A 19,494-nucleotide genomic window follows, 5' to 3' on the forward strand; every position below is an offset into this window, starting at 1 on the left:
CCACTCCCACCTTGCCGCTCAAGGTGTCCTGGGCGAGCGCGCCGATCTCGATGGCCGCGATGGTGTCGATGCTGTCGATGACCTCTGTGTCGCGCTCCGGGGCCTGCGGTTCCTGGCTGCTGGTCGTCATGAAGACTGACTCTCCCGCGCTCTCCGTAATGGGACGCTCACCAGCATGAGGCGTCCGGCACGTCCTGACCAGACCGAATCCGTGGAGATCTCGCCCGAAGTTGATATCGCCGCGCTCATGTTGACGAGCGCGGCGATGTCGTTCGGCGGTGCGTTCTAGAGCGCGTTCGCCCGGGTGATCTCCGCGAACCAGCGCCCGCTGTCCTTCAGCGTCCGCTTCTGCGTCTCGAAGTCCACGTGCACGAGCCCGAACCTCTTCGAGTAGCCGTGGGACCACTCGAAATTGTCGAGCAGCGTCCACACGAAGTACCCGCGCAGGTCGACGCCTTCGGCGATCGCCCGGTGCGCGGCGCGGAAGTGGGCCTCCAGATAGGCCCGCCGCTCCTCGTCCTTGACGTGCCCCTCGGGGGTGACGCGGTCGTCGAACGCCGCCCCGTTCTCCGTGACATACAGCGGCGGCGCCCCGTACTCGCGCGCGAGCCGCGTCAGCGTCTCGTACAGCCCGTCGGGGTCGATCTCCCAGCCCATCGCCGTCTCCGGCACCCCGCGCCTGACGAACTCCACGTCCTCGGAGCCCACCCAGTGCGAAGGCCCGCCGCGCGCGGTGCCCGCGCGGACGACGTGGCGCGAGTAGTAGTTGACGCCGAGGAAGTCCAACGGCGTGGCGATCACGGCCAGATCGCCCTCGTGGACATGCTCGGTGCCCACCACCCCCGCCAGGTCGTCCACCACGTCGGCGGGGTAGGAGCCGCGCAGCAGCGGGTCGAGGAAGAAGCGGTTCATCAGGCCGTCGACGCGGCGGGCCGCGTCGCGGTCGGCCTCGCCGTCCGTCACCGGGTCGACGGGATACAGGTTGACGGTGATGCCCACGTTGGCCGCGCCCTGCCCGCGCAGCACGCCCGCCGCGAGGCCGTGCCCCAGCATCAGGTGGTGCGCGGCGCGCACCGCGGCGGCCCCGTCCGTGCGGCCAGGGGCGTGGATGCCGCTCGCGTGGCCGAGGAACGCCGAGCACCAAGGCTCGTTCAGCGTCGTCCAGTCGGGCGCCCGGTCGCCAAGGCGCTGGTGGATCAGCGCGGCGTACTCCGCGAACCGCTCCGCCGTGTCCCGGTGCGGCCAGCCGCCCGCGTCCTCGAGCGCCTGCGGCAGATCCCAGTGGTAGAGCGTCACCCAGGGCTTGATGCCGTGGTCGAGCAGGCCGTCGACCAGGCGGCTGTAGAAGTCGACGCCCGCGCCGTTGAGCGGGCCGTGCCCGTCGGGCTGGACGCGCGGCCAGGCGAGCGAGAAGCGGTAGTGCGTGACGCCGAGGTCGGCGAGCAGCGAGAGGTCCTCGGGGTAGCGGTGGTAGTGGTCGTCCGCCAGGTCGCCGGTCTGGTCGAGGTGCACCTTGCCCGGCGTGTGGGAGAACGTGTCCCAGATCGACGGCAGGCGCCCGTCGGCGGTCACGGCGCCCTCGATCTGGTAGCTCGCGGTGGCGGTGCCCCAGGCGAAGCCCTCGGGGAAACGGACGGGGCTCGGGTCAGTTGTCATCTGGGCTTTCTTTCGTGGATACCCCGGCCTTCAGGCCAGGGAGGAAACGAAGCTCCTGCGGAGCAGGGCAGGAAAGGCCGGTTCGCCGTCGGGGCGGACCGGCGTCCGCCGCCCACCGGCCGAGACCCGCCACTCACAGGGGAGTTGATAGGCTGTGAGGTATGGTGCGGCAGGTCAAGCGGGCGTTCAGGTACCGCTTCTACCCCACGGACGGGCAGGCGGCCGAGCTGTCGCGGACGTTCGGCTGTGTCCGCCTGGTGTACAACAAGGCGCTGGAGGAACGTACCCGGGCCTGGTACGGCGAGCAGCGCCGCGTCTCCTACGCGCAGTCGTCCGCCGCGCTGACGGAATGGAAGAAGACCGAGGGACTGGCGTTCCTGGGCGAGGTGTCCTCCGTCCCGCTCCAGCAGGCGTTGCGTCACCTTCAGACGGCGTTCGCGAACTTCTTCGCCAAGCGGGCCGGGTACCCGCGCCACAAGTCGCGGAAGAGGTCGAGGGCGTCGGCCGAGTACACCCGGAGCGCCTTCGCATGGCGTGAGGGGGAGTTGACGCTGGCGAAGATGAGCGGGCCGCTGGACATCCGCTGGTCGCGTCCGCTGCCCGGGGGAGTGGAGCCGTCCACCGTGACGGTGTCCCGTGACGCGGCGGGCCGCTGGTTCGTGTCCCTGCTGTGCGAGGACACCATGGTCCCGGCCCCGGCGACCACGAACGCGGTCGGTGTCGACGCGGGCATCACCTCGCTGGTGACCCTGTCCACCGGCGAGAAGATCACCAACCCCCGGCACGAGCGCCGCGACCGCGCCCGCCTGGCCCGCGCACAGCGCCAGTTGTCCCGTAAGGCGAAGGGCTCGAACAACCGCGAGAAGGCCCGCCGTAAGGTCGCCCGGGTCCACGCCCGGATCGCCGACCGGCGCCGGGACTTCCTCCACAAACTCACCACTCGGCTCGTCCGTGAGAACCAAACGGTCGTGATCGAGGACCTCACCGTCCGCAACCTGCTCAAGAACGGCCGTCTCGCGCGCGCCATCTCGGACGCGGCCTGGACGGAACTTCGCTCCATGCTGGAGTACAAGTGCGCCTGGTACGGGCGCGACCTCGTGGTGATCGACCGCTTCTTCCCCAGCTCGAAGCTGTGCGGGGCCTGCGGCACGGTCCGCGAGAAACTGCCGCTGAACGTCCGGACGTGGACGTGCGAGTGCGGCGCGGTGCATGACCGTGACGTGAACGCGGCACGCACCATCCTGGCCGCCGGGCTGGCGGCAGCAGCCTGTGGAGACGGTGTAAGACCTCAACGGGAGTCCTCCCGGACACGGCAGTCGTCGATGAAACAGGAACCCCAGCGGGCGACCGCTGGAACCCCCCGCCCTTAGGCGGGGGAGGAAGTCAAGTGCGGACTTTCGCTGGTGGTTCGGTGGTTCGGTGGGCCGTTCAGTGCTGCCAGTGGGACGGGGGCGCCGCGAGCCCCTCGACGACCGGCCACAGCTCGTCGGGGACGGGCAGGCGGGCCAGGCGAAGCGTTTCCTCGACGCGCTCGGGGCGGGTCACGCCGATGACGGTGGAGGCGATGCGGGGGTCCTTCGTCGAGAACTGGATGGCCGCGGCGGCCAGGGGCACATCGTGCCGCGCGCACGCCGCCTCGATCTCGCGTACCCGGCCGAGAATCACGTCATCCGCCTCCCGATAGGCGTATCTGCCGTGCGCGTCAGGGCCCTTGGCGAGGATGCCGCCGCCGAACGGCGCGGCGTTGACCACGGCGAGCCCGGCCGCGCGGGCCGCGTCGATCAGGGCGTCGGCCGAACGGTCGATCAGCGTCCACCGGTTGTGGGTGAGCAGCACCTCGAACGCGCCCGTCGCCACATAACGCCCCATCAGGTCGACGGGCCCACCCGCCACGCCGATGTGCGCGGCCAGGCCCTCCTCGTGGATGCGGACCAGCTCGTCGACCGGGCCGCCTGGCGCGACCGCGCGCTCGAACGGGATGTGCTCGGGGTCGTGCAGGTAGAGGAGTTGGACGCGGGAGAGGCCAAGGCGTTCCAGGCTGCCCTCGAAGGAACGGCGGACCTGGGCGGCGGAGAAGTCCCCGGTGACCGGGTCACGGTCCACCTTGGTGGCCAGCACGGCGCCGGGCGGCAGGCCGCCGCGCTCGGCGAGCGCGGCGCCAACGACGCGTTCGCCGCGCCCGTCGTCGCCGTAGCCCGCGGCGGTGTCGAGGAACGCCGCCCCGCTGTCGAGCACGGCGCGCACGGTCGCCACCGCGCGCTCCTCGGGGACCTCGTAGCCGAACGCCGTCGGCATGCTGGACAGCGGGCCGCCGCCGAAGCAGATCTCGGGTACGGCGAGGCTCGTTCCGCCGAGGGGGCGGCGGGGGAACGCGCCAGGCCCGACGCTCATCGGGCCCTCATCCGCTCAAGGGCGCGGTGGCGAGGGGGAGCTGGGGCACCGTTGACCGGGAGCGTGACCGGGAGCGTGATCGTGATCGGCATGCCGACGATGATGACCGCTGGCGGCGCCTGAGGCAGTGACGCGCGCGACAGCGCACGGCCCTTGCCACGCGCCGGGGTGTGCGTCAACGCGCCCGCGCGACGGCGAGGGCAGGGGTCTAGTGCGGCGGCCGGTAGTTCTCGGCCTTGTCCAGGATCGCGGTGAAGCGCTCCCACTGGGCCGCGGCCTCGGCCGTGGGGCCCACGGTGAAGTCCTCGGGATCGAGAAAGCTCAGTCGCTCGCGCGTGGCCGGGTCGAGATCCCGCCACGCGGCCTCATCCTGCGGTGACCGAGCCACAGTCGTCGCACACCCAATTGCCGTTGTTGAGTCTGCGGCCCTTGATCGACCCGCACGACGGACACTCCACGGGCTGCCCCCTCACGCATCGCCAGCCTGGGGCATCCGACTGTAGCGTGCGGCGACCACCCGTGGCAGCCCCCGGCGGCGGGCCCGAGCCGCCGGGGGCCGACGGGCCGTCAGAGGATGCGCAGCAGCCGGTCGCCGAGGCCGGGTTCGCCGAGTGGCTCGCCGAGCGCCAGCGGAACGGTGACCCCGTCGGGTCCGTCACCGACCGTCAGCGTGCCGACCTCCGCGCCCGCGTCCGCGGAGCCGGGGACGCCGTCCTCTGGCGCGTTGAGCTGGAGTGACACCTCGAGGCCCGCCCAGCCGACCGCCTGGACCTCCTCGGTGACGACGACCGGCGTCCGCCCGCCCAGACCGTCGTCCACGTGGCCGACCACCTCACCCTCGCCGATCACCGTCTCCGCGGTGAGCTGATCCTGAGCGAACCTGATCAACTGGTCACCCATGTTGAGCGCTTGCACCAGGATCGAGTTGTCCTGCGGATCAGGTCCCTGATCGAGCACGGCGCCCACGATCAGGCGCGTGTCGTCGCCGACCTGCTGGTGGGCGGCGAACATCAGGTTCCCGCCCGCGGCGGTCGAGGTGCCGGTCTTGATGCCGACGACGCCATTGACGGGCACGAGGCCGTTCCAGTTGCCGTGGACGGTGCCCTGGCTGTCCTCGTACGACGGCATGCGGGCGATCTGCCGGAACACCGGGTCGTCCATCGCCGCCTTGGCCAGCAGCACCTGGTCGTCCGCGGTGGAGACGGTGGTCTCGTCGAGGCCGCTCGGGTCGGTGTAGGTGGTGTCGTCCATGCCGAGGTCGGCCGCCGCGGCGTTCATCTTCTCCACGAACGCCTCCTGCGACTCGGAGTCCCAACGCGCCAGCAGCCGGGCCACGTTGTTCGCGGAAGGAATCATGATCGCCTGGAGCGCCTCGCGCTGGGTGATCGTGGATCCGGCCTCGACGGGAACGGTCGACTCGGCGTCCGTCTCGGCGAGTCCCGCCTCGTCCTCGGCCAGTTGGTCGACGGGGATGGTCTCGCCGTCCTCGTCCTCGCCCATGGGGTGCTCCTGGAGGATCACATAGGCGGTCATCACTTTTGCGACGGAGGCGATCGGCACCGGCTCCTGCTCGCCCGAGGACCCGAACGAGCCGAGCCCCTCGACCTCGAGCGCCGACTGCCCCTCGGTGGGCCACGGCACGGACGGCGCCTCGCCGTCGAACGTGAACGTCGGCGCCGCGGTCAGCTCGAGCGAGGGCTCGGGGAGCGGGCGGAACCACTGCGCCACCGCGATCACGACCAGCAGGAGCACGACGAGCGGCGTCCAGATCTTGATGCGGCGCAGCAGGGTGCGCAACGGCGTGGGCGGGGGCGCGGGCTTGTTGGTGAGCGCCGCCAGCAGCACGAGGGGGTCGCGCGGCTCCTCCTCGGGCGCCTCCGTGGGGCGCGGCGGGTCGGCGGGCCGCAGCGGGACCGCCTTGGAGTCGGGCGAGGGCGTGGGCGGCGCGACCCGGGGGTCGGCGGGCTTCTCGGAACGCTGCTCGGGCAGTCGCAGCACGCTCGTCGGCTGGTCGACGCGAGGCGCGGCCTCGTCGTCGGACTCCTTGCCCGGCTCGTTCGCGTCCTCGGGCAGTCGCAGCACGCTGGTCGGCTGGTCGACGCGAGGCGCGGCCTCCCCGTCCTCGTCCCCATCGGCCGGTGCGCGGAGCTGCGTGGTCCCACGATCGCCGCTGTCCGCCTTCGGTTCCTCGCCCGCCTGGGCCGGGACGCGGAGTTGCGTGGTCCCGTCGTCGTCGCCGTTGTCCGCCTTCGGTGCTTTCTCGGGCTCCTCCTGGTCGTCCGCGGCAGCGGGCGTCTCGTCCGTCTCGGCCGGGACGCGCAGTTGGGTCGTCCCGCCGTCGCCAGCGTCCCGCTTCGGCTTCTCGCCCCCCGCGGCAGCGGGCGCGCTCCCGTCGCCCGCTGAGGCGTCGGCGGGCCCGTCGGCCGCCGGGGCCTCGTCCTCGCCGTCGCCGCCGCTCTCCGGGGCGTCCGCGGTGTTCCCGGCCTCCGCCGCCTCCTCGGGTTCCCGGTCCTCCGCGGCAGCGGGCTCCGCGGACCCCGCGGGCTCCGCGGGCTCCTCGCCCGGCTCGGCCCGCACGCGCAGGTGGGTCGTTCCGCGGTCCCCGCGGCCCCGCTCCGCCGGTATGGGTGGGGCCTCGGGGGCCTCCGGGGCCTCAGGGGCCCGTGGTGCTGTCGTGCCGCTTCCTGTGGCGGTCTCGCTCTCCTCCGGGCCCACGGCCCGATCCTCGTCCCCGGGAACCTTGGCAACCTGGGGAACCCTTCCGGGGTCCTCAGGCGTCTTCTCCGATGACTCCTGCTCCCGCTCCCGATCCGAAATGTCCGGGGACTCGCCCGCCACCCGTACCTCCCTACGCGTCGTTCACCGAATGGGCCGCTGCTTCCCCCAGTTTGCCGGGTCCCGCGCACCTCAGTGCGACAAGCCGCGGGCGGTGGAGGGGCGCTGCCTCATGGGCTGGGACGACAACGACATATCTACGGGTTCCCTCACAAAACAACCACGCACTCTCGACAGAACAATGTGAGAGGCGTCACCCTGTCTGTCATCCACGCGGGGAGGCATGGATGGGCAGGAGTCGTAGAACCATTCCGGAGGAGCTGCTGCTGCTCGCTCTGGACCCGGCCACGGGTACCACCGCGCAGCCGCAGTCGCTCGACCTCGGCCTCGCCGGGGCACAGCTCGTCGAGCTGGCCTTGGCGGGACGGATAGCCCCAGATGGGGACCGAATAGCCGTGGTGCTGCCACGGCCGACCGGAGATCCCACGCTGGACTCCGCACTGGAGCTGCTGCGCAGGCGCGGCAGCCCGGTACGCGCGGTCCACTGGATCGGCGGGCCCCGTCTCGGGCTTCGCCAAACGTATCTCTCGCATCTGGAACGCTGCGGCATGGTGCACGCGGTGGAGAACCAGATGTGCGGAGTTCTGCCGACGACCAGGTACCAGGCGACGGATACCGCGGTCAGCAGGCAGATCCGGGCTCGGCTCGACACCGCGATCCGTACCGGCACACCACCGGACGCACGGACCGCGGCGCTGGCGGCCCTGGCCCACGCGGTGGGCCTCGGCAAGCACCTCTATCCCGGGAACGAGGGGCGGTCGTCCCGCTCCAGACTCCGGGATCTGATCAGGCACGACCCGATGGGCGGCCTCGTGGCGCACGCCGTCATGGATGTGCAGAACGGCGTGGCCGGTCAGGCGGCCGCGGCTCGTCGACCCGCGCAGGGCGGCACCCGCAAGGCGGGGCGCGCACCGGCGCCGGCGGCGGCCATGGCTGTGGTCGGCCAGTCGCAGCAGCTCACCGACGAGCCCCGGCGGAGAGGAGGGACGCGAGCCGCAGTCGTTCGTCCTTCGCTCTCGCACTAGGTGCGCGCCGCGGGTCGCGGCCCGCGCATCCGACCGACCAACCCGGGAGCCGCATTCGAGCACGGGGTGTGGCGGCGGCCACAGACGACGGCCGTCGCCACACCCCATGCTTGTGCCCGGCCACGCGCTGTCGCGTATCCGCCGGCTCACGTCCCGTGATTCCCGAGCGGGCGCGCCGTGTCGGGTGGCACTCTGCTGAACAGCGGCCGTCGTCTCCGACCGGCCACATCGACGGAGGTGCGCAAGTCCCGTGACCGGCAACGTCAATCCCACCGTCAGGCGACGCAGACTCGGCCAGGAGCTGAGACGGCTGCGCGAGGACCGCAACATGACGGCCGAGGGCGTCGCCGAGCGGCTGCTGGTCTCCCAGTCCAAGATCAGCAGGCTGGAGAACGGCCGCCGCAGCATCAGCCCGCGCGACGTGCGGGACCTGTGCGAGGTCTACGGCGTCGAGGACAAGAAGCTTGTCGAGTCGCTCATGCAGATGGCGCGGGAGTCGCGTCAGCAGGGCTGGTGGCACGCGTTCGCCGAGCTGTCGCCGACCTACAGCGTCTACATCGGCCTCGAGACGGACGCCTCGTCGCTGCGGGTGTACGAGCCGCAGATGGTGCCGGGGCTGTTCCAGACGCAGGGGTACGCCACCGCGCTCATATCGGGGGCGCTGCCCGAGGTCGGCCCCGACGAGGTCAACAGCCGTGTCCAGGTGCGCCTTCGGCGCCAGCAGCGGCTGTACGACGAGCGGAGTCCGTTACGCCTGTGGGCCGTCGTGGACGAGGCGGCGCTGCGGCGGCAGGTCGGCGGGCCATCGACGATGCTCGAGCAGATCCACCGCCTGACCGAGTGCTCGCTGCTGCCCCATGTGACGCTCCAGGTACTGCCGTTCTCGGCGGGCGCGCATCCCGCGGTCAACGGGCAGTACACGATCCTGGAGTTCCCCGAGGCGAGCGACTCCACGGTGATCTACCTGGAGGGCGGCACGAACGACCTCTACCTGGAGAAGCCGCACGACGTGCAGCACTACAGCGTGATGTACGAGCACCTGCGCGCGCAGTCGCTCAGTCCCGAGCAGACGCGCGGGGTCCTCGGACAGCTCGCGGAGGAGTACAAGAGCGCGCTCCGCTGAGGCGGGGAGGCCCGGGGCGCGGGGGCAGAGAATACCGCCCAACTCCCTTGCAGCGCACGGAAGTAACGGGCGCGCCACCCGGACGGGTGAAGCGCGCCTTCCCGGCCCCTTCCCGGCTAGTACGTTCGCCGCACCACACACCGACCGGTCAGGAGCCGGAGTGAACATGGCAATGCGGCAAGGCGTGACGTGCACATGGCGGAAATCCTCCTACTCGGGGGGTACCGGCGCCTGTCTCGAGGTGCTGATCCCCGTACGCGACGGGCTGGCGGTCCGTGACTCCAAGGCCCCCGCCGGGCCGAGACTCGGCTTCGGGGCCGACGCGTGGTCGGCGTTCCTCGCCGAGCTCGACGACAGGGCGTTCACCCTCTGCTGAACGAGGGGCGACTGTCAGTGGCGGGTGCGAGCATGGTCCGCATGAACGAGATCGCCGCGTACTGGGACGCCGCCGTGTCCGCCTTCGACGACGAGCCGGACCACGGGCTGCGCGACGCCCGGGTCAGAGCCGCGTGGGCGCGGCGCCTCGACGACTGGATCCCGGGAGGCGCGCCCGGGGGAGTCGACGTGCTCGACGTCGGCTGCGGGACCGGCACGCTCTCGGTCCTGCTGGCCGAGCGGGGCCACCGCGTCACCGGGGTGGACGTGGCGCCGCGCATGGTGGCGGCTGCGGAGGAGAAGGCGGAGGCGGCCGGGGTCGCGGTGACGTTCGTCGTGGGCGACGCGGCGGCCCCGCCGGTGGGCGCGGGCCGGTTCGACGTCGTGCTGGCCAGGCACCTGCTGTGGACGCTGCCCGACCCGACGTCGGCGCTGCGGGCCTGGGCGGGCAGGCTGCGGCCCGGCGGGCGGCTGGTGCTGGTGGAGGGGCGGTGGCGGCAGTCCGCGGCGGCCAGGCCGTATGTGCCCGAGGCCGCCGCGCTGCCGTGGCACGGCGGGGTGACCGCGACCGAGCTCGCGCTCGCGGTCACGCCGCTGGTGGCCGACATCAGGGTCGAGGAGCTGGACGACGACCCCGACCTGTGGGGGAAGCCGGTCGACGACGAGCGGTACGCGCTGGTGGCGCACGTCCCCCGGCAGGGGGGTGAGGCCGATCTCTAGTCGTGTCTAGTCGCGCCCGGCCGTGGGGGCCCTCCCGCCGAACTCCGCGAGGGCGTTCTCGACGATCCCCTTGAGGCGGGCGTGGTGGGCGCCGCGCCAGTAGACGCGGCCGCAGTCGGCGCACTGCGCGAAGACATCCTGGGTGGAGAGCGTGCCCGCCTCGAGGCGGGACCTGACGGTCTCCTTGTCGGCGGGGCGCAGCGGCCCGTTGCACGCCGTGCACCGCGTCCAGGGCGCCAGGTCAGGGGCGAACCTGCCGAGAACGTCGCGCAGCTGCTCCTCGGGCCTGTCGCTGTAGACATAGGCGCCCGCCCACAGCTCGCGCCTGCGCAGCAGCCCGCGGTCCCGGGAGAGCAGCACCCGGCGCTCGCGCGCGGAGCGAGCGGCGAGGGCCGGGTCCCCCGGGTCGGCGCTCTGGTAGGCGGCGTCGACGCCGAGCAGCCGCAGCCGCCTGGCCAGCCGCCCGAGGTGGACATCGAGGAGGAAGCGCAGCGGCGCCCCCGGCACCCGCTGCGGCCTGGCCACGTGGTCGACCTCGACGGCGTCGCCCTCGCCGGGCACGAGCGACGAGGGGACCTCGTGGCCGTTCACCAGCAGGCGGCCCACCTCGGTCAGCGGCACCCCGAGGGACTCCACGACATGGCCCAGGGTGGATGAGCCGTCGGTGACCACGGGGGTGCCAGGGGCTCGGCGCTCGGCAGACGCGAAACGCCGCAGCTCGGGGGCGAGGGTGACATGGATCCGCGGTCCGTTCACCCCGTCAGGATGCCACCGCCCCGGCCCGCTCCGCCCGGCCTTTCCCCGTCCGTGTGCGGGCCCGGTGGTGCGCGCCTACGCTGAGGGGAGGGAGGTGCCGTCATGTCCGATTCATCCGCGTCCTCGCCCGCGTCCGACGACAGCCAGCCCACGCCCGACCACCTGCTGCACACCGGGACCGAGGGGCCGATCGACCCCGAGGACCTGGTGCGGCTCAGCGGCCGGGAGCCGACCCCCGAGTTGGTCGAGGAGGCCAGGCGCCGCCTCGAGGAGGAGGGCCCCGCCGCGGCGGAGCGCTATCTGCCCTGAGCCCCGGCTGCCCTGAGGTCCGGCTCCCCTGCCCCGCCCGTTCCGGAATGAACCGCTGACCCCCCTGGTTGCCCTCCAGGTATGGCACAGGACGACCGGGCAGGACGACCAGGGAGGCGGGCTGACGTGGCCGACGCGGCGGCAGCGGGAGCAGGGAACGGCGACGACATCCGCGGGGTGCGGCACGGGCGGGCGCCCGTTCCGCTGTCCGTGCTCGACCTCGCGACCGTGGGGAGCGGGGTGACCGCCACCGAGGCGCTGCGCGCGACCACCGCGCTGGCCCGCCTGGCCGAGCGACGTGGCTACCACAGGTTCTGGGTCGCCGAGCACCACTCGATGCCAGGCGTGGCCAGCTCGTCGCCGCCCGTGATCCTCGGCCACCTGGCCGGGCAGACCGAGCGGATCCGGCTGGGCTCCGGGGGCGTCATGCTGCCCAACCACCAACCCCTCGTCGTCGCTGAGCAGTTCGGCACCCTCGAGGCGCTGGCCCCGGGCCGCGTCGACCTGGGCCTCGGCCGCGCGCCCGGCACCGACGGCGCCACGATGGCCGCGCTGCGGCGCGGCAGGACGGACGGGGCCGAGGAGTTCCCCGCGCAGGTGTCGGAGCTGATCCGGTTCCTCGACGACGACTTCCCCGACGCCCACCCGTACTCCCGCGTGCACGCCGTGCCCGGCCCGATCCAGGGCACCGTGCCGGGCGGCGTGCGGTCCCCGGGCAGGCCGCCGGTGTGGCTGCTCGGCTCGTCGGGCTTCAGCGCGGAGCTCGCGGGGCGGCTCGGCCTGCCGTTCGCGTTCGCCCACCACTTCTCGGCCGTCCACACGATCCCGGCGCTCGACCTCTACCGGCGGGTGTTCCGCCCCTCCGACGTGCTCGACGCGCCCTACGCCCTCATCGGCGTCTCCGCGCTCGCCGCCGAGGACGAACGCGAGGCCCACCGCCAGGTGCTCACCGGCGCGCTCTCCATGATCCGGCTGCGCACGGGCCGCCCGGGCCTGATCCCGACGCCCGATGAGGCGGCGGCGTACGCGTTCAGCCCGATGGAGCGGGAGTTCGTCGACGAGTGGCTGTCCAACGTGGTCTTCGGCACGCCCGACGCGGTGCGCGAAGGGCTCGACGCGCTCGCGAAGCGCACGGGCGCCGACGAGTTGATGATCACCACCACCGCCCACACCCCCGCGTTCCGCCTCGCCAGCTACCAACTGATCGCGGACGCCTACGCGTTGCCGGACGCCCAAGTATCGCCGGACGCCGCAGGGGAGTGAGCCCCGGCGCGGGACTGGGCCGTTCGGGGCGTGCGGGGCGACCGTGGCTGTCAGGGGCCAGGGGGAGGGCGTAGGGTGCCGCCACTCGCTCCTGTGGGACCGAACGGGGAACGACATGGCGCACCGACCGAGCGTGCCGGGGGACTTGGACCATCCACGGCGGCTGTGGGCCCGCGCCGCCACGCTGGGGCTGCTGGCCACGGCGGGCTTCGACGGGGACGCGTACCAGCTGCGCGCGGGCGGCCTGCGGTGCGACGGCGCGGGCGGCACCCACTGGTGGCGGCTGACCCGGCACCCGGGCGGGCGCACCGTCTTCCGTGGCCAGGACGTGGACGGCAGCCACGGCCATCTGCGGCGCGTGCCGGTCGACTTCCTCGCGGGCGGGCCCGACTGGCTGCCATGGCCCGAGCTGCGCTCCGAGCAGGAAGGCTGCGCGCTCGGCTACGTGTACTGGTGGCAGGACGGCGGCTGGGGCCGCGCGCCCTACCCCGACGACCTCGTGGACGACGGGCTCGAACCCGCCGCCGGCTGGGTCGGCGACGACGGGCGGCTGGTCGACCAGTTGGGGGAGGCGGCCGGGCGCGGGCCCGACCTCAGCGCGGCGGTGTTCGCGTTCCTCGACCGCGCCGAGGGGCGCACGGTGGACGAACGCGCGGTCACCACGCTGCTCGGCGCCTGCACGGCGCCCGAGCGACCCGATCCCGCGATGGTCGCCGTCGCCCTGGACTTCGCGGCGCGCGCGGCGCTGACGTCGGCGGGCGACGCGCCGGGGAACGGCTGAGCCGCGCCGCGCCCCCGCGTCACCAGCCCGTGAACGCTCACCAGCCCGTGAACGCTCACCAGCCCGTGAACGCCGCCGTCACGGGCGCGTGGTCGCTCCAGCGCTCGTCGTGGCTCGCCGCGCGTTCCACGAACGCCTCGGTCGCCCGCCCGGCCAGGCCCCGGGTGGCCATGAGCATGTCGATGCGCCAGCCCGTGTCGTTGTCGAACGCCCGCCCCCGGTAGGTCCACCAGCTGTAGGGCCCCTCGCGGTCGGGGTGCAGGGCGCGGACCACATCGGTCCAGCCGCCGTCCTCGGGCGCCAGGACCCGGCCGAGCCAGGCGCGTTCCTCGGGGAGAAAGCCCGACTTGTCGCGGTTGCCGCGCCAGTTCTTGATGTCGGCCTCGCGATGGGCGATGTTCCAGTCGCCGCACACCAGCGCCTCGCGCCCATCGGCTGCGGCCTTGCCGCGCAGCTCGGCCAGGTACGCGAAGAACGCGGCCATGAAGCGTTCCTTCATCTCCTGCTTCGGGGTGCCCGCCTCGCCGGTCGGCAGATAGAGGCTGCCGATCGTCACCCCCGGCAGGTCCACCTCCAGATAGCGGCCCGCCTTCGCGAACTCCGGCGCGCCGAAGCCCACCCGGACCGCCTCGGGCGCGCGCCGGGTCAGCACGGCCACCCCCGCGCGCCCCGGCGTGTCCGCGGGGGCGTACACCGCGTGCCAGCCCTCGGGCACGCGGACGTCGTCAGGCAGTTGGTGTTCCTCGGCCCGCACCTCCTGGAGGCAGACGACGTCCGCGCGCGAGGTGGCGAGCCACTTCAGGTAGCCCTTGCGGGAGGCGGCCCGCAGGCCGTTGACGTTCACGGTGGTCACGGTCAGCACCGCACGACCGTACCCGTTCCCCGTTCCGCGCCCAGGGCGCCCAGCGCGCCCAGCGCGTCCGCGGTGGCGGCGTCGGCCGGGAGGTGCACCACGAGGCGGTGCTCCTCCGTCCCCGGCAGCGCCAGGCTCTCGAACGCAAGACGCAGCGGCCCGGCCACCGGGTGGAGCCACCGTTCGACGCCCGTCCACGCGGGCAGGACGGCGGAAGCGGCGAAGCGGCGCGCGAACTCCCCGCCCGCCGTGATGGACAGCTCGTCGGCGAACACGGCCACCGCCGCGTCCCCCAGGTCCGCCGCGGCCCGCAGCGCCGCCGCGCGCTCGTCCGCGACGCGCTCCCACTCGGGGAACGCCTCGCGCGCCCGCGCGTCGGTGAACACATAGCGGTGGATGTTCGGCGGGTCGGCGTCGAGCAGCCCCAAGGGCCCGGCGAGCAGCCCGAACCCCTCGGTGTGCGCGAGCACGTCGCCCCACGGGTCGGCCACGAACGCGGGCGCCGGGTCGAGGCGTTCGAGCAGGGCGCGCACGGTGGGGCGCACCGTCCGCACGGCGGGGACCGACGAGGGGCAGGGCCCGCCGCTCGCCGCCTTGACCAGCCGCTGCAGATGGACGCGCTCGTCGGGCGTGAGGTCCAGGGCGTCGGCCAGCGCGCCGAGCACCTGGCCCGAGGGATGGCGGTCGGAGCCGCGTTCGAGGCGGGTCAGATACTCGACGCTGACCCCCGCCAACGCGGCGAGCTCGGCCCGCCGCAACCCGGGCGTCCGGCGGCGCTCCCCGGCGGGAAGCCCCACATCGGCGGGGCCGATCGCCTCCCGCCGCGCCCGCAGGAACCTGCCCAGAGCGTTGTCGGCCATGCCCGCGAGTCTAGGCCGGGCCGTTCGCGAGGGGGACCCTGCCGGGGACTCCCTCCCCTCGCGCGCGCGGCCCACGCTTGCGTGCATGAGCACAACGACTTCCCCCCTGCGCTACCGGCTCTTCGGGCGGACCGGGCTGCGCGTCTCGGAGCTGTTCCTCGGCACGATGGGCCTCGACGACGAGGCGGAGGCCCGGCGCGTGATCAACGCGTACGCCGACGCGGGCGGCAACGTCCTCGACACCGCGTCCGCCTACGGCGACGGCGAGAGCCTGCTCGGCGCGGTCGTCGAGCGGCGCGACCGCTTCGTCATCGCCACCAAGTACACGCTCTCGCACGACGCGGCCGACCCCAACGCCTCGGGCAACCACCGCAAGAACCTGCGGTCGTCGCTCGAGCGGAGCCTGCGGCGGCTGCGCACCGACCACATCGACGTCTTCTGGGTGCACCTGTGGGACCGGCACACCCCGGTCGAGGAGACGATGCGCGCGCTCGACGACGCGGTGCGCGCGGGCAAGGTGCTCTACGTCGGCATCTCCGACGCCCCCGCCTGGGTCGTCGCCCGCGCCAACACCCTCGCCGAGTGGCGCGACTGGACGCCGTTCGCGGGCCTCCAGGTGCCCTACAGCCTGCTCAACCGCGACATCGAACGCGAACTGCTGCCCGTCGCCGAGGCGTTGGGCCTGACCGTGGCCGCGTGGGCGCCGCTGGCCTCGGGCGTGCTCGCCGGGGGAAGCTCGTCCCGCGTCGACCACGCGGCGCTCACCGAGCGCGAACGCGCCGCCGCGCGCGCCGTTCACGAGGTGGCGAACGACCTCGGCGCGCGCCCCGCGCAGGTGGCGCTCGCCTGGATCCGCGCCAAGTCCTCGGCGGTGATCCCGCTGTGCGGCATGAGCAGCGTCGATCAAGTCGCCGAGAACGTGGAGGGCTTGGGCCTCACCCTGCCGGACGAGGCGATCGAGCGCCTCGAGGGCGCGGTGGAGTTCACGCTCGGCTTCCCCGGCGACTTCATCGCCGAGTGCGAGCCCCACCCGTTCGCCTTCGGCGACTCGGCGACCCGCGTGGTGGGGCGCGGACGCTGACGGCCCGCGCCCGTGCCCGTGCCCGCGCCTCAGTACTGGCCGCGAGGGCTCTCGCCCTCGGGGGTGCTGAAGCAGGCCGAGACCACGGTGACGACCAGCATGGGTTCCGGGTCGCTGGCAAGGCTGACGTTCACGGAGTACTCGATGTCCGTGTTGTCGAAGGTGAGATAGGGGGACCGGTTGGCGTTGTTCTCGATGCCATCTCCGACGAGTTCCCAGCCCTGCCTCGGCAGCTCCTGCCTGAGCCGGTCCATTCCCTGCTCCAGGTCGGCGAGGGATGCGCGGGAGAGGGACCAGGTGTGCCCCATCTTGAAGAGCCGTTCCCGCTCCGGGTCTTCCTCGCAGAGGCCGACGCGTGGGCCTGGCTCGGAGGTGCGGCCCTGTACGGCGATGGTGTCGAGGAGGGCGCTGGAGAGGTTTCTGGTCTGTTGGCGGGCGTCGTCGACCGACCTGATGGTCCTGAGGGCGTCCTCGGCGGCGGAGCCGTCAGACATGATCCCGCAGCCTCCCAGTAGGGTGACGGCGCCGAGCGCCAGAAGACCGGCCAAGGCCCGCGTGCTCCCTCGCGTCCATGCACTCTTCCTCATTCGAGACCGACTTCCCCGTACAAGCCCGTGATGATCCGTGCCAAGTCCTCTGCGGTGATCCCGCTGTGTGGCATGAGCAGCGTCGATCAAGTCGCCGAGTGCGAGCCCCACCCGTGCCCGCGCCTCAGTGCTGGCCGCGTGGGCTCTCGCCCTCGGGGGTGCTGAAGCAGGCCGAGACCAGGTCGACGAGCAGCATGGGTTCCGGGTCGCTGGCAAGGCTGACGTTCACGGAGTACTCGATGTCCGTGTTGTCGAAGGTGAGATAGGGGGACCGGTTGGCGTTGTTCTCGATGCCATCTCCGACGAGTTCCCAGCCCTGGTCCGGGAGTTGCTGCCTGAGCCGGTCCATCCCCTGCTCGAGGTCGGCGCGGGATGCACGGGAGAGGGACCAGTAGTGGTTCATCTTGTAGAGCCGTTCCCGTTCGGGGTCTTCCTCGCACATGCTGACCCCGGGGCCTGGTTCGGAGGTGCGGCCCCGCACGGCGATGGTGTCGAGGAGGGCGCTGGAGAGGTTTCTGGTCTGCTGGCGGGCGTCGTCGACCGACCTGATGGTCCTGGGGGCGTCCTCGGCGGCGGAGTCGTCAGACATGATCCCGCAGCCTCCCAGTAGGGTGACGGCGCCGAGCGCCAGAAGACCGGCCAAGGCCCGCGTGCTCCCTCGCGTCCATGTGCTCCTCCTCATTCGAGACCGACTTCCCCGTGCAAGCCCATGATGATCCGTGCCTGATTCCGTTGGCTCAGTGAATTGTGGTCGAAGTACGCGCTGTGGTCGGTGGAGTCGTTCGCCACGAGATGGCCGCCGAACTCCCGGTCGGAGGGGACATTCGGCACCACGTCGGTGTCGAAGTGCGGAATGCCGAACCGGCCGATGTCCAGGCCCACATCGTTCTCGCCGAGGAACATGCGTCCCGCGTTGGGCACCACATCCTCCGTCGCGCCCGCGGCGAGCGACCACACGTGGTCGGCGCCCACATCGAGGTCCGAGGCATAGGGCACGAGCATGCCGGGGCTGCCCACCGCGATGATGTCGTCGGCCGTCACGCTGCCCTCCTTGGCGACCGCGCCGATCACGGTGCTGCCATAGCTGTGGCCCAGCAGCGTCGTATGGCTGGCGTCCGGGCCGCCTTGGGCGACCTCGAGGCCCTCGGTGAACGAGCCCAGCTGCGGCGCGCCCTCATAGGCGTAGTCGCGGCGCGAGGCCTCCGTGACGATCTCCTGGGGTGCGTCATAGCCGATCCAGGTGATGGTGGAGACGCTCTGGTCCGGGACCATCCGCGCGCTCGTTCTCCACATGTCCGACATCCGGTTGATGTCCCCCTCCGCCCCGGCCAGTCGGGACCCGGTCCCCGGGACGTAGACGGCGGTGTGGTCCGCGGTGTCCGGGTTCCCGTTGGCGATGATCGCTCGGCCGTTGCCCTCGGCGTCGAAGCCGAGGAGATAGGCATCGGGCAGCCCGTCGATCCCCGTCTGGGCGAAACGCGACTCGATCGCCTCCATGCCGCGGAGCTGTCCGAGCAGGCGCTCCTCCTCCGCGAGCCAGCTCTGGTAACCGAAGAAGCCCGACTCCTCGGGTCCGTTCGCCCGGTGCGCCGCCAACTCCTCGGTGACGCGGCCCTGTTCCATCTGGAGGACCCCTCGGTTCGCCATGTCCCTGATCTCGGCGGGGAGACCGTCCAACGCGCCGATCCGCTCGGGGTGGAGGGCGAGATAGGCGTCGCGGTCCCGCTCGGACAGGCCGTCCCACCACTCCCTGTTCCGCTCGGGCGATCCGCCCCCTGGGATGTCCCAGGGACTCAGCGCGCCCAGCGCGGCCTCGCCCACCCGGGCGGTGTCGGCGCCCGCGTCCACCCACATGTCCGAGGTGACCTCGAGGCCAGGAACGGTGTCCAGCTCGGACAGGGCGCGATGGTACTCGGCGTCCACCTCCTCGGCGGAACGCAGCGCTCTTCCGATGCGGTTGGCGAGGTCCTGGGCCGCCGCCCGGTGTGAGTCGACGTACTCCCCGATGACCGCGGCGCTGGAGTCGAGCATGCGCTCGAAGAGGCCGTCCGAGCGCAGAGCCGTGCCACCGTCCCGCAGGACCGATCCGTCGTCCCCGGTCACCGCCGGGTAGGTGACGGCACCGTCCTCGTCAACGGTGAAGCCGTACTCGGCCGCCTCGTCGAGGGCTGCCTGTAACCGGCTCTTGGCCTCGCTCAGCTCCTCGACCAGGCCGTTGAGCGCCGTCTCCACCAGGCCGCACTGGATCCGGGCGTATTCGCAGTTCTCCGCGACCAGCGCGAGCTGCGTTTCGGACGCGGTGGCCGTTTCCCCGCGCTGGCCGCGCAGCGGCGGGAGCATCTGCCTGTCGATCAGCTCCTTGGCGTCCGCCACCTCCCGAGCGGCCCTGTTCCAGGGAACGGCCAGGCTCAGCAGCGCGGGCGGGTCCAACTCCCTGAGCTGGGAAACCGTGGGCGTCACCGCGGCTCTCCCTGACCCGTGAGATCGGTCAGGCTCCGCCGCGCCTCGTGCAGGTCACGCTCGGTGTCCGCCTCCACGCCATCGAAGTCGTCCGCCGCCGCGTCCAGCCCGTCGCGCAGGCGGACGCACGCCTCTCGCACGCCGGTCAGTCGCTCCTCCCAGCTTGTCCGCACCCGCTCCAGAGCCGTCAGGCTCCGCAACGGCATGGCGCCGCTCGCGGCGATCACCGTCTCCGCCCTCAACCCGGTGACGGCGCCGTCCAGATGTCCCACCAACGTGTCACCCACGCCCGACACGGTCCGCAAGGTATCCGGCCGCACGCTCAGGTCGGGCGTTTCCTCGGCGCCCCATGGCTCGTCCTCACTCATGTGCCTTGGCCCCCCTCGGCTTCTAGGGCAGAAATGCTTCCACAGGAGGCC

At 72.5% G+C, this 19,494-nt stretch carries 20 protein-coding genes; 9 read left to right on the forward strand and 11 right to left on the reverse strand.

Going from position 1 to position 19,494, the window contains the following annotated elements:
* Positions 1-285: 285 nt before the first annotated feature.
* A complete protein-coding gene (locus D7318_RS15440; RefSeq protein ID WP_120697682.1) occupies positions 286-1,656 on the reverse strand; it encodes a GH1 family beta-glucosidase in 1,371 nt (456 codons plus the stop codon).
* A 161-nt stretch (positions 1,657-1,817) separates the two neighbouring features.
* Here D7318_RS15440 and D7318_RS15450 point away from each other — a divergent pair, with 161 nt between their 5' ends.
* Positions 1,818-3,026: an RNA-guided endonuclease InsQ/TnpB family protein gene (locus D7318_RS15450; RefSeq protein ID WP_120697684.1), complete on the forward strand. Its 1,209-nt coding sequence runs from the start codon at positions 1,818-1,820 to the stop codon at positions 3,024-3,026.
* 58 nt (positions 3,027-3,084) lie between these two features.
* Here D7318_RS15450 and D7318_RS15455 read toward each other — a convergent pair whose 3' ends face one another.
* The 3 genes from D7318_RS15455 to D7318_RS15465 all read right to left on the reverse strand — a co-directional run bounded on the left by D7318_RS15455 (position 3,085) and on the right by D7318_RS15465 (position 6,762).
* Positions 3,085-4,047: an aldo/keto reductase gene (locus tag D7318_RS15455; protein WP_120697685.1), complete on the reverse strand. Its 963-nt coding sequence runs from the start codon at positions 4,045-4,047 to the stop codon at positions 3,085-3,087.
* A gap of 208 nt (positions 4,048-4,255) precedes the next feature.
* Positions 4,256-4,435, reverse strand: a complete 180-nt coding sequence (locus D7318_RS15460) for a hypothetical protein (protein WP_120697686.1) — start codon at positions 4,433-4,435, stop codon at positions 4,256-4,258.
* 179 nt (positions 4,436-4,614) lie between these two features.
* Complete coding sequence (locus tag D7318_RS15465; protein ID WP_230423766.1) at positions 4,615-6,762, reverse strand: D-alanyl-D-alanine carboxypeptidase; 2,148 nt, start codon at positions 6,760-6,762, stop codon at positions 4,615-4,617.
* A 347-nt stretch (positions 6,763-7,109) separates the two neighbouring features.
* On the opposite strand from D7318_RS15465, the gene D7318_RS15470 reads away from it, so the two are divergent.
* From D7318_RS15470 to D7318_RS15485, 4 genes are all read left to right on the forward strand, one after another.
* Positions 7,110-7,907: a GOLPH3/VPS74 family protein gene (locus tag D7318_RS15470; protein WP_230423767.1), complete on the forward strand. Its 798-nt coding sequence runs from the start codon at positions 7,110-7,112 to the stop codon at positions 7,905-7,907.
* A gap of 250 nt (positions 7,908-8,157) precedes the next feature.
* Positions 8,158-9,030: a helix-turn-helix domain-containing protein gene (locus D7318_RS15475; protein WP_120697688.1), complete on the forward strand. Its 873-nt coding sequence runs from the start codon at positions 8,158-8,160 to the stop codon at positions 9,028-9,030.
* Between the two features lie 166 nt (positions 9,031-9,196).
* Positions 9,197-9,406 carry a DUF397 domain-containing protein gene (locus D7318_RS15480; protein ID WP_120697840.1) on the forward strand — a complete coding sequence of 70 codons (210 nt, stop codon included), beginning with the start codon at positions 9,197-9,199 and terminating at the stop codon, positions 9,404-9,406.
* Positions 9,407-9,438: 32 nt separating this feature from the next.
* Complete coding sequence (locus D7318_RS15485; RefSeq protein ID WP_120697689.1) at positions 9,439-10,125, forward strand: class I SAM-dependent methyltransferase; 687 nt, start codon at positions 9,439-9,441, stop codon at positions 10,123-10,125.
* Between the two features lie 6 nt (positions 10,126-10,131).
* Here D7318_RS15485 and D7318_RS15490 read toward each other — a convergent pair whose 3' ends face one another.
* Complete coding sequence (locus D7318_RS15490; RefSeq protein WP_120697690.1) at positions 10,132-10,881, reverse strand: Mut7-C RNAse domain-containing protein; 750 nt, start codon at positions 10,879-10,881, stop codon at positions 10,132-10,134.
* A gap of 102 nt (positions 10,882-10,983) precedes the next feature.
* Between D7318_RS15490 and D7318_RS15495 the strand changes: the two genes are divergently transcribed.
* The 3 genes from D7318_RS15495 to D7318_RS15505 all read left to right on the forward strand — a co-directional run bounded on the left by D7318_RS15495 (position 10,984) and on the right by D7318_RS15505 (position 13,234).
* Positions 10,984-11,190 (forward strand): hypothetical protein, encoded by a 207-nt coding sequence (locus D7318_RS15495; RefSeq protein WP_120697691.1) that lies wholly within the window; start codon positions 10,984-10,986, stop codon positions 11,188-11,190.
* An 81-nt stretch (positions 11,191-11,271) separates the two neighbouring features.
* A complete protein-coding gene (locus tag D7318_RS15500) occupies positions 11,272-12,453 on the forward strand; it encodes an LLM class flavin-dependent oxidoreductase (protein WP_120697692.1) in 1,182 nt (393 codons plus the stop codon).
* 115 nt (positions 12,454-12,568) lie between these two features.
* Positions 12,569-13,234: a hypothetical protein gene (locus D7318_RS15505; RefSeq protein ID WP_120697693.1), complete on the forward strand. Its 666-nt coding sequence runs from the start codon at positions 12,569-12,571 to the stop codon at positions 13,232-13,234.
* Positions 13,235-13,289: 55 nt separating this feature from the next.
* Here the strand turns inward: D7318_RS15505 and D7318_RS15510 are convergent, their stop codons facing one another.
* Complete coding sequence (locus D7318_RS15510; RefSeq protein ID WP_183091431.1) at positions 13,290-14,096, reverse strand: exodeoxyribonuclease III; 807 nt, start codon at positions 14,094-14,096, stop codon at positions 13,290-13,292.
* Positions 14,090-14,947 carry a helix-turn-helix domain-containing protein gene (locus tag D7318_RS15515; RefSeq protein WP_120697694.1) on the reverse strand — a complete coding sequence of 286 codons (858 nt, stop codon included), beginning with the start codon at positions 14,945-14,947 and terminating at the stop codon, positions 14,090-14,092. Before D7318_RS15515 ends, D7318_RS15510 begins: the two co-directional genes overlap by 7 nt.
* A 106-nt stretch (positions 14,948-15,053) precedes the next feature.
* Between D7318_RS15515 and D7318_RS15520 the strand changes: the two genes are divergently transcribed.
* A complete protein-coding gene (locus tag D7318_RS15520) occupies positions 15,054-16,028 on the forward strand; it encodes an aldo/keto reductase (protein WP_120697842.1) in 975 nt (324 codons plus the stop codon).
* A gap of 29 nt (positions 16,029-16,057) precedes the next feature.
* Here D7318_RS15520 and D7318_RS15525 read toward each other — a convergent pair whose 3' ends face one another.
* From D7318_RS15525 to D7318_RS15540, 4 genes are all read right to left on the reverse strand, one after another.
* A complete protein-coding gene (locus D7318_RS15525; protein ID WP_147437721.1) occupies positions 16,058-16,522 on the reverse strand; it encodes a hypothetical protein in 465 nt (154 codons plus the stop codon).
* A 217-nt stretch (positions 16,523-16,739) separates the two neighbouring features.
* Positions 16,740-17,204 (reverse strand): hypothetical protein, encoded by a 465-nt coding sequence (locus D7318_RS15530; RefSeq protein ID WP_147437723.1) that lies wholly within the window; start codon positions 17,202-17,204, stop codon positions 16,740-16,742.
* A gap of 89 nt (positions 17,205-17,293) precedes the next feature.
* Complete coding sequence (locus tag D7318_RS15535; protein ID WP_120697697.1) at positions 17,294-19,075, reverse strand: alpha/beta hydrolase; 1,782 nt, start codon at positions 19,073-19,075, stop codon at positions 17,294-17,296.
* Positions 19,072-19,443, reverse strand: a complete 372-nt coding sequence (locus tag D7318_RS15540; RefSeq protein ID WP_120697698.1) for a type VII secretion target — start codon at positions 19,441-19,443, stop codon at positions 19,072-19,074. The genes D7318_RS15535 and D7318_RS15540 overlap by 4 nt, the downstream gene beginning before the upstream one ends.
* Positions 19,444-19,494: the final 51 nt, after the last annotated feature.

The organism is Streptomyces radicis (genome assembly GCF_003626575.1).
Classification (GTDB): Bacteria; Actinomycetota; Actinomycetes; order Streptomycetales; family Streptomycetaceae; genus Streptomyces; species Streptomyces radicis.

What these genes read in the sequence shown, in the direction of transcription:
- D7318_RS15440 (WP_120697682.1), bottom strand. Translation starts at nt 1,656, where the DNA reads ATGACAACTGACCCGAGCCCCGTCCGTTTCCCCGAGGGCTTCGCCTGG.
- D7318_RS15450 (WP_120697684.1), top strand. Translation starts at nt 1,818, where the DNA reads ATGGTGCGGCAGGTCAAGCGGGCGTTCAGGTACCGCTTCTACCCCACG.
- D7318_RS15455 (WP_120697685.1), bottom strand. Translation starts at nt 4,047, where the DNA reads ATGAGCGTCGGGCCTGGCGCGTTCCCCCGCCGCCCCCTCGGCGGAACG.
- D7318_RS15470 (WP_230423767.1), top strand. Translation starts at nt 7,110, where the DNA reads ATGGGCAGGAGTCGTAGAACCATTCCGGAGGAGCTGCTGCTGCTCGCT.
- D7318_RS15480 (WP_120697840.1), top strand. Translation starts at nt 9,197, where the DNA reads ATGGCAATGCGGCAAGGCGTGACGTGCACATGGCGGAAATCCTCCTAC.
- D7318_RS15485 (WP_120697689.1), top strand. Translation starts at nt 9,439, where the DNA reads ATGGTCCGCATGAACGAGATCGCCGCGTACTGGGACGCCGCCGTGTCC.
- D7318_RS15495 (WP_120697691.1), top strand. Translation starts at nt 10,984, where the DNA reads ATGTCCGATTCATCCGCGTCCTCGCCCGCGTCCGACGACAGCCAGCCC.
- D7318_RS15500 (WP_120697692.1), top strand. Translation starts at nt 11,272, where the DNA reads ATGGCACAGGACGACCGGGCAGGACGACCAGGGAGGCGGGCTGACGTG.
- D7318_RS15505 (WP_120697693.1), top strand. Translation starts at nt 12,569, where the DNA reads ATGGCGCACCGACCGAGCGTGCCGGGGGACTTGGACCATCCACGGCGG.
- D7318_RS15515 (WP_120697694.1), bottom strand. Translation starts at nt 14,947, where the DNA reads ATGGCCGACAACGCTCTGGGCAGGTTCCTGCGGGCGCGGCGGGAGGCG.
- D7318_RS15525 (WP_147437721.1), bottom strand. Translation starts at nt 16,522, where the DNA reads ATGTCTGACGGCTCCGCCGCCGAGGACGCCCTCAGGACCATCAGGTCG.
- D7318_RS15530 (WP_147437723.1), bottom strand. Translation starts at nt 17,204, where the DNA reads ATGTCTGACGACTCCGCCGCCGAGGACGCCCCCAGGACCATCAGGTCG.
- D7318_RS15540 (WP_120697698.1), bottom strand. Translation starts at nt 19,443, where the DNA reads ATGAGTGAGGACGAGCCATGGGGCGCCGAGGAAACGCCCGACCTGAGC.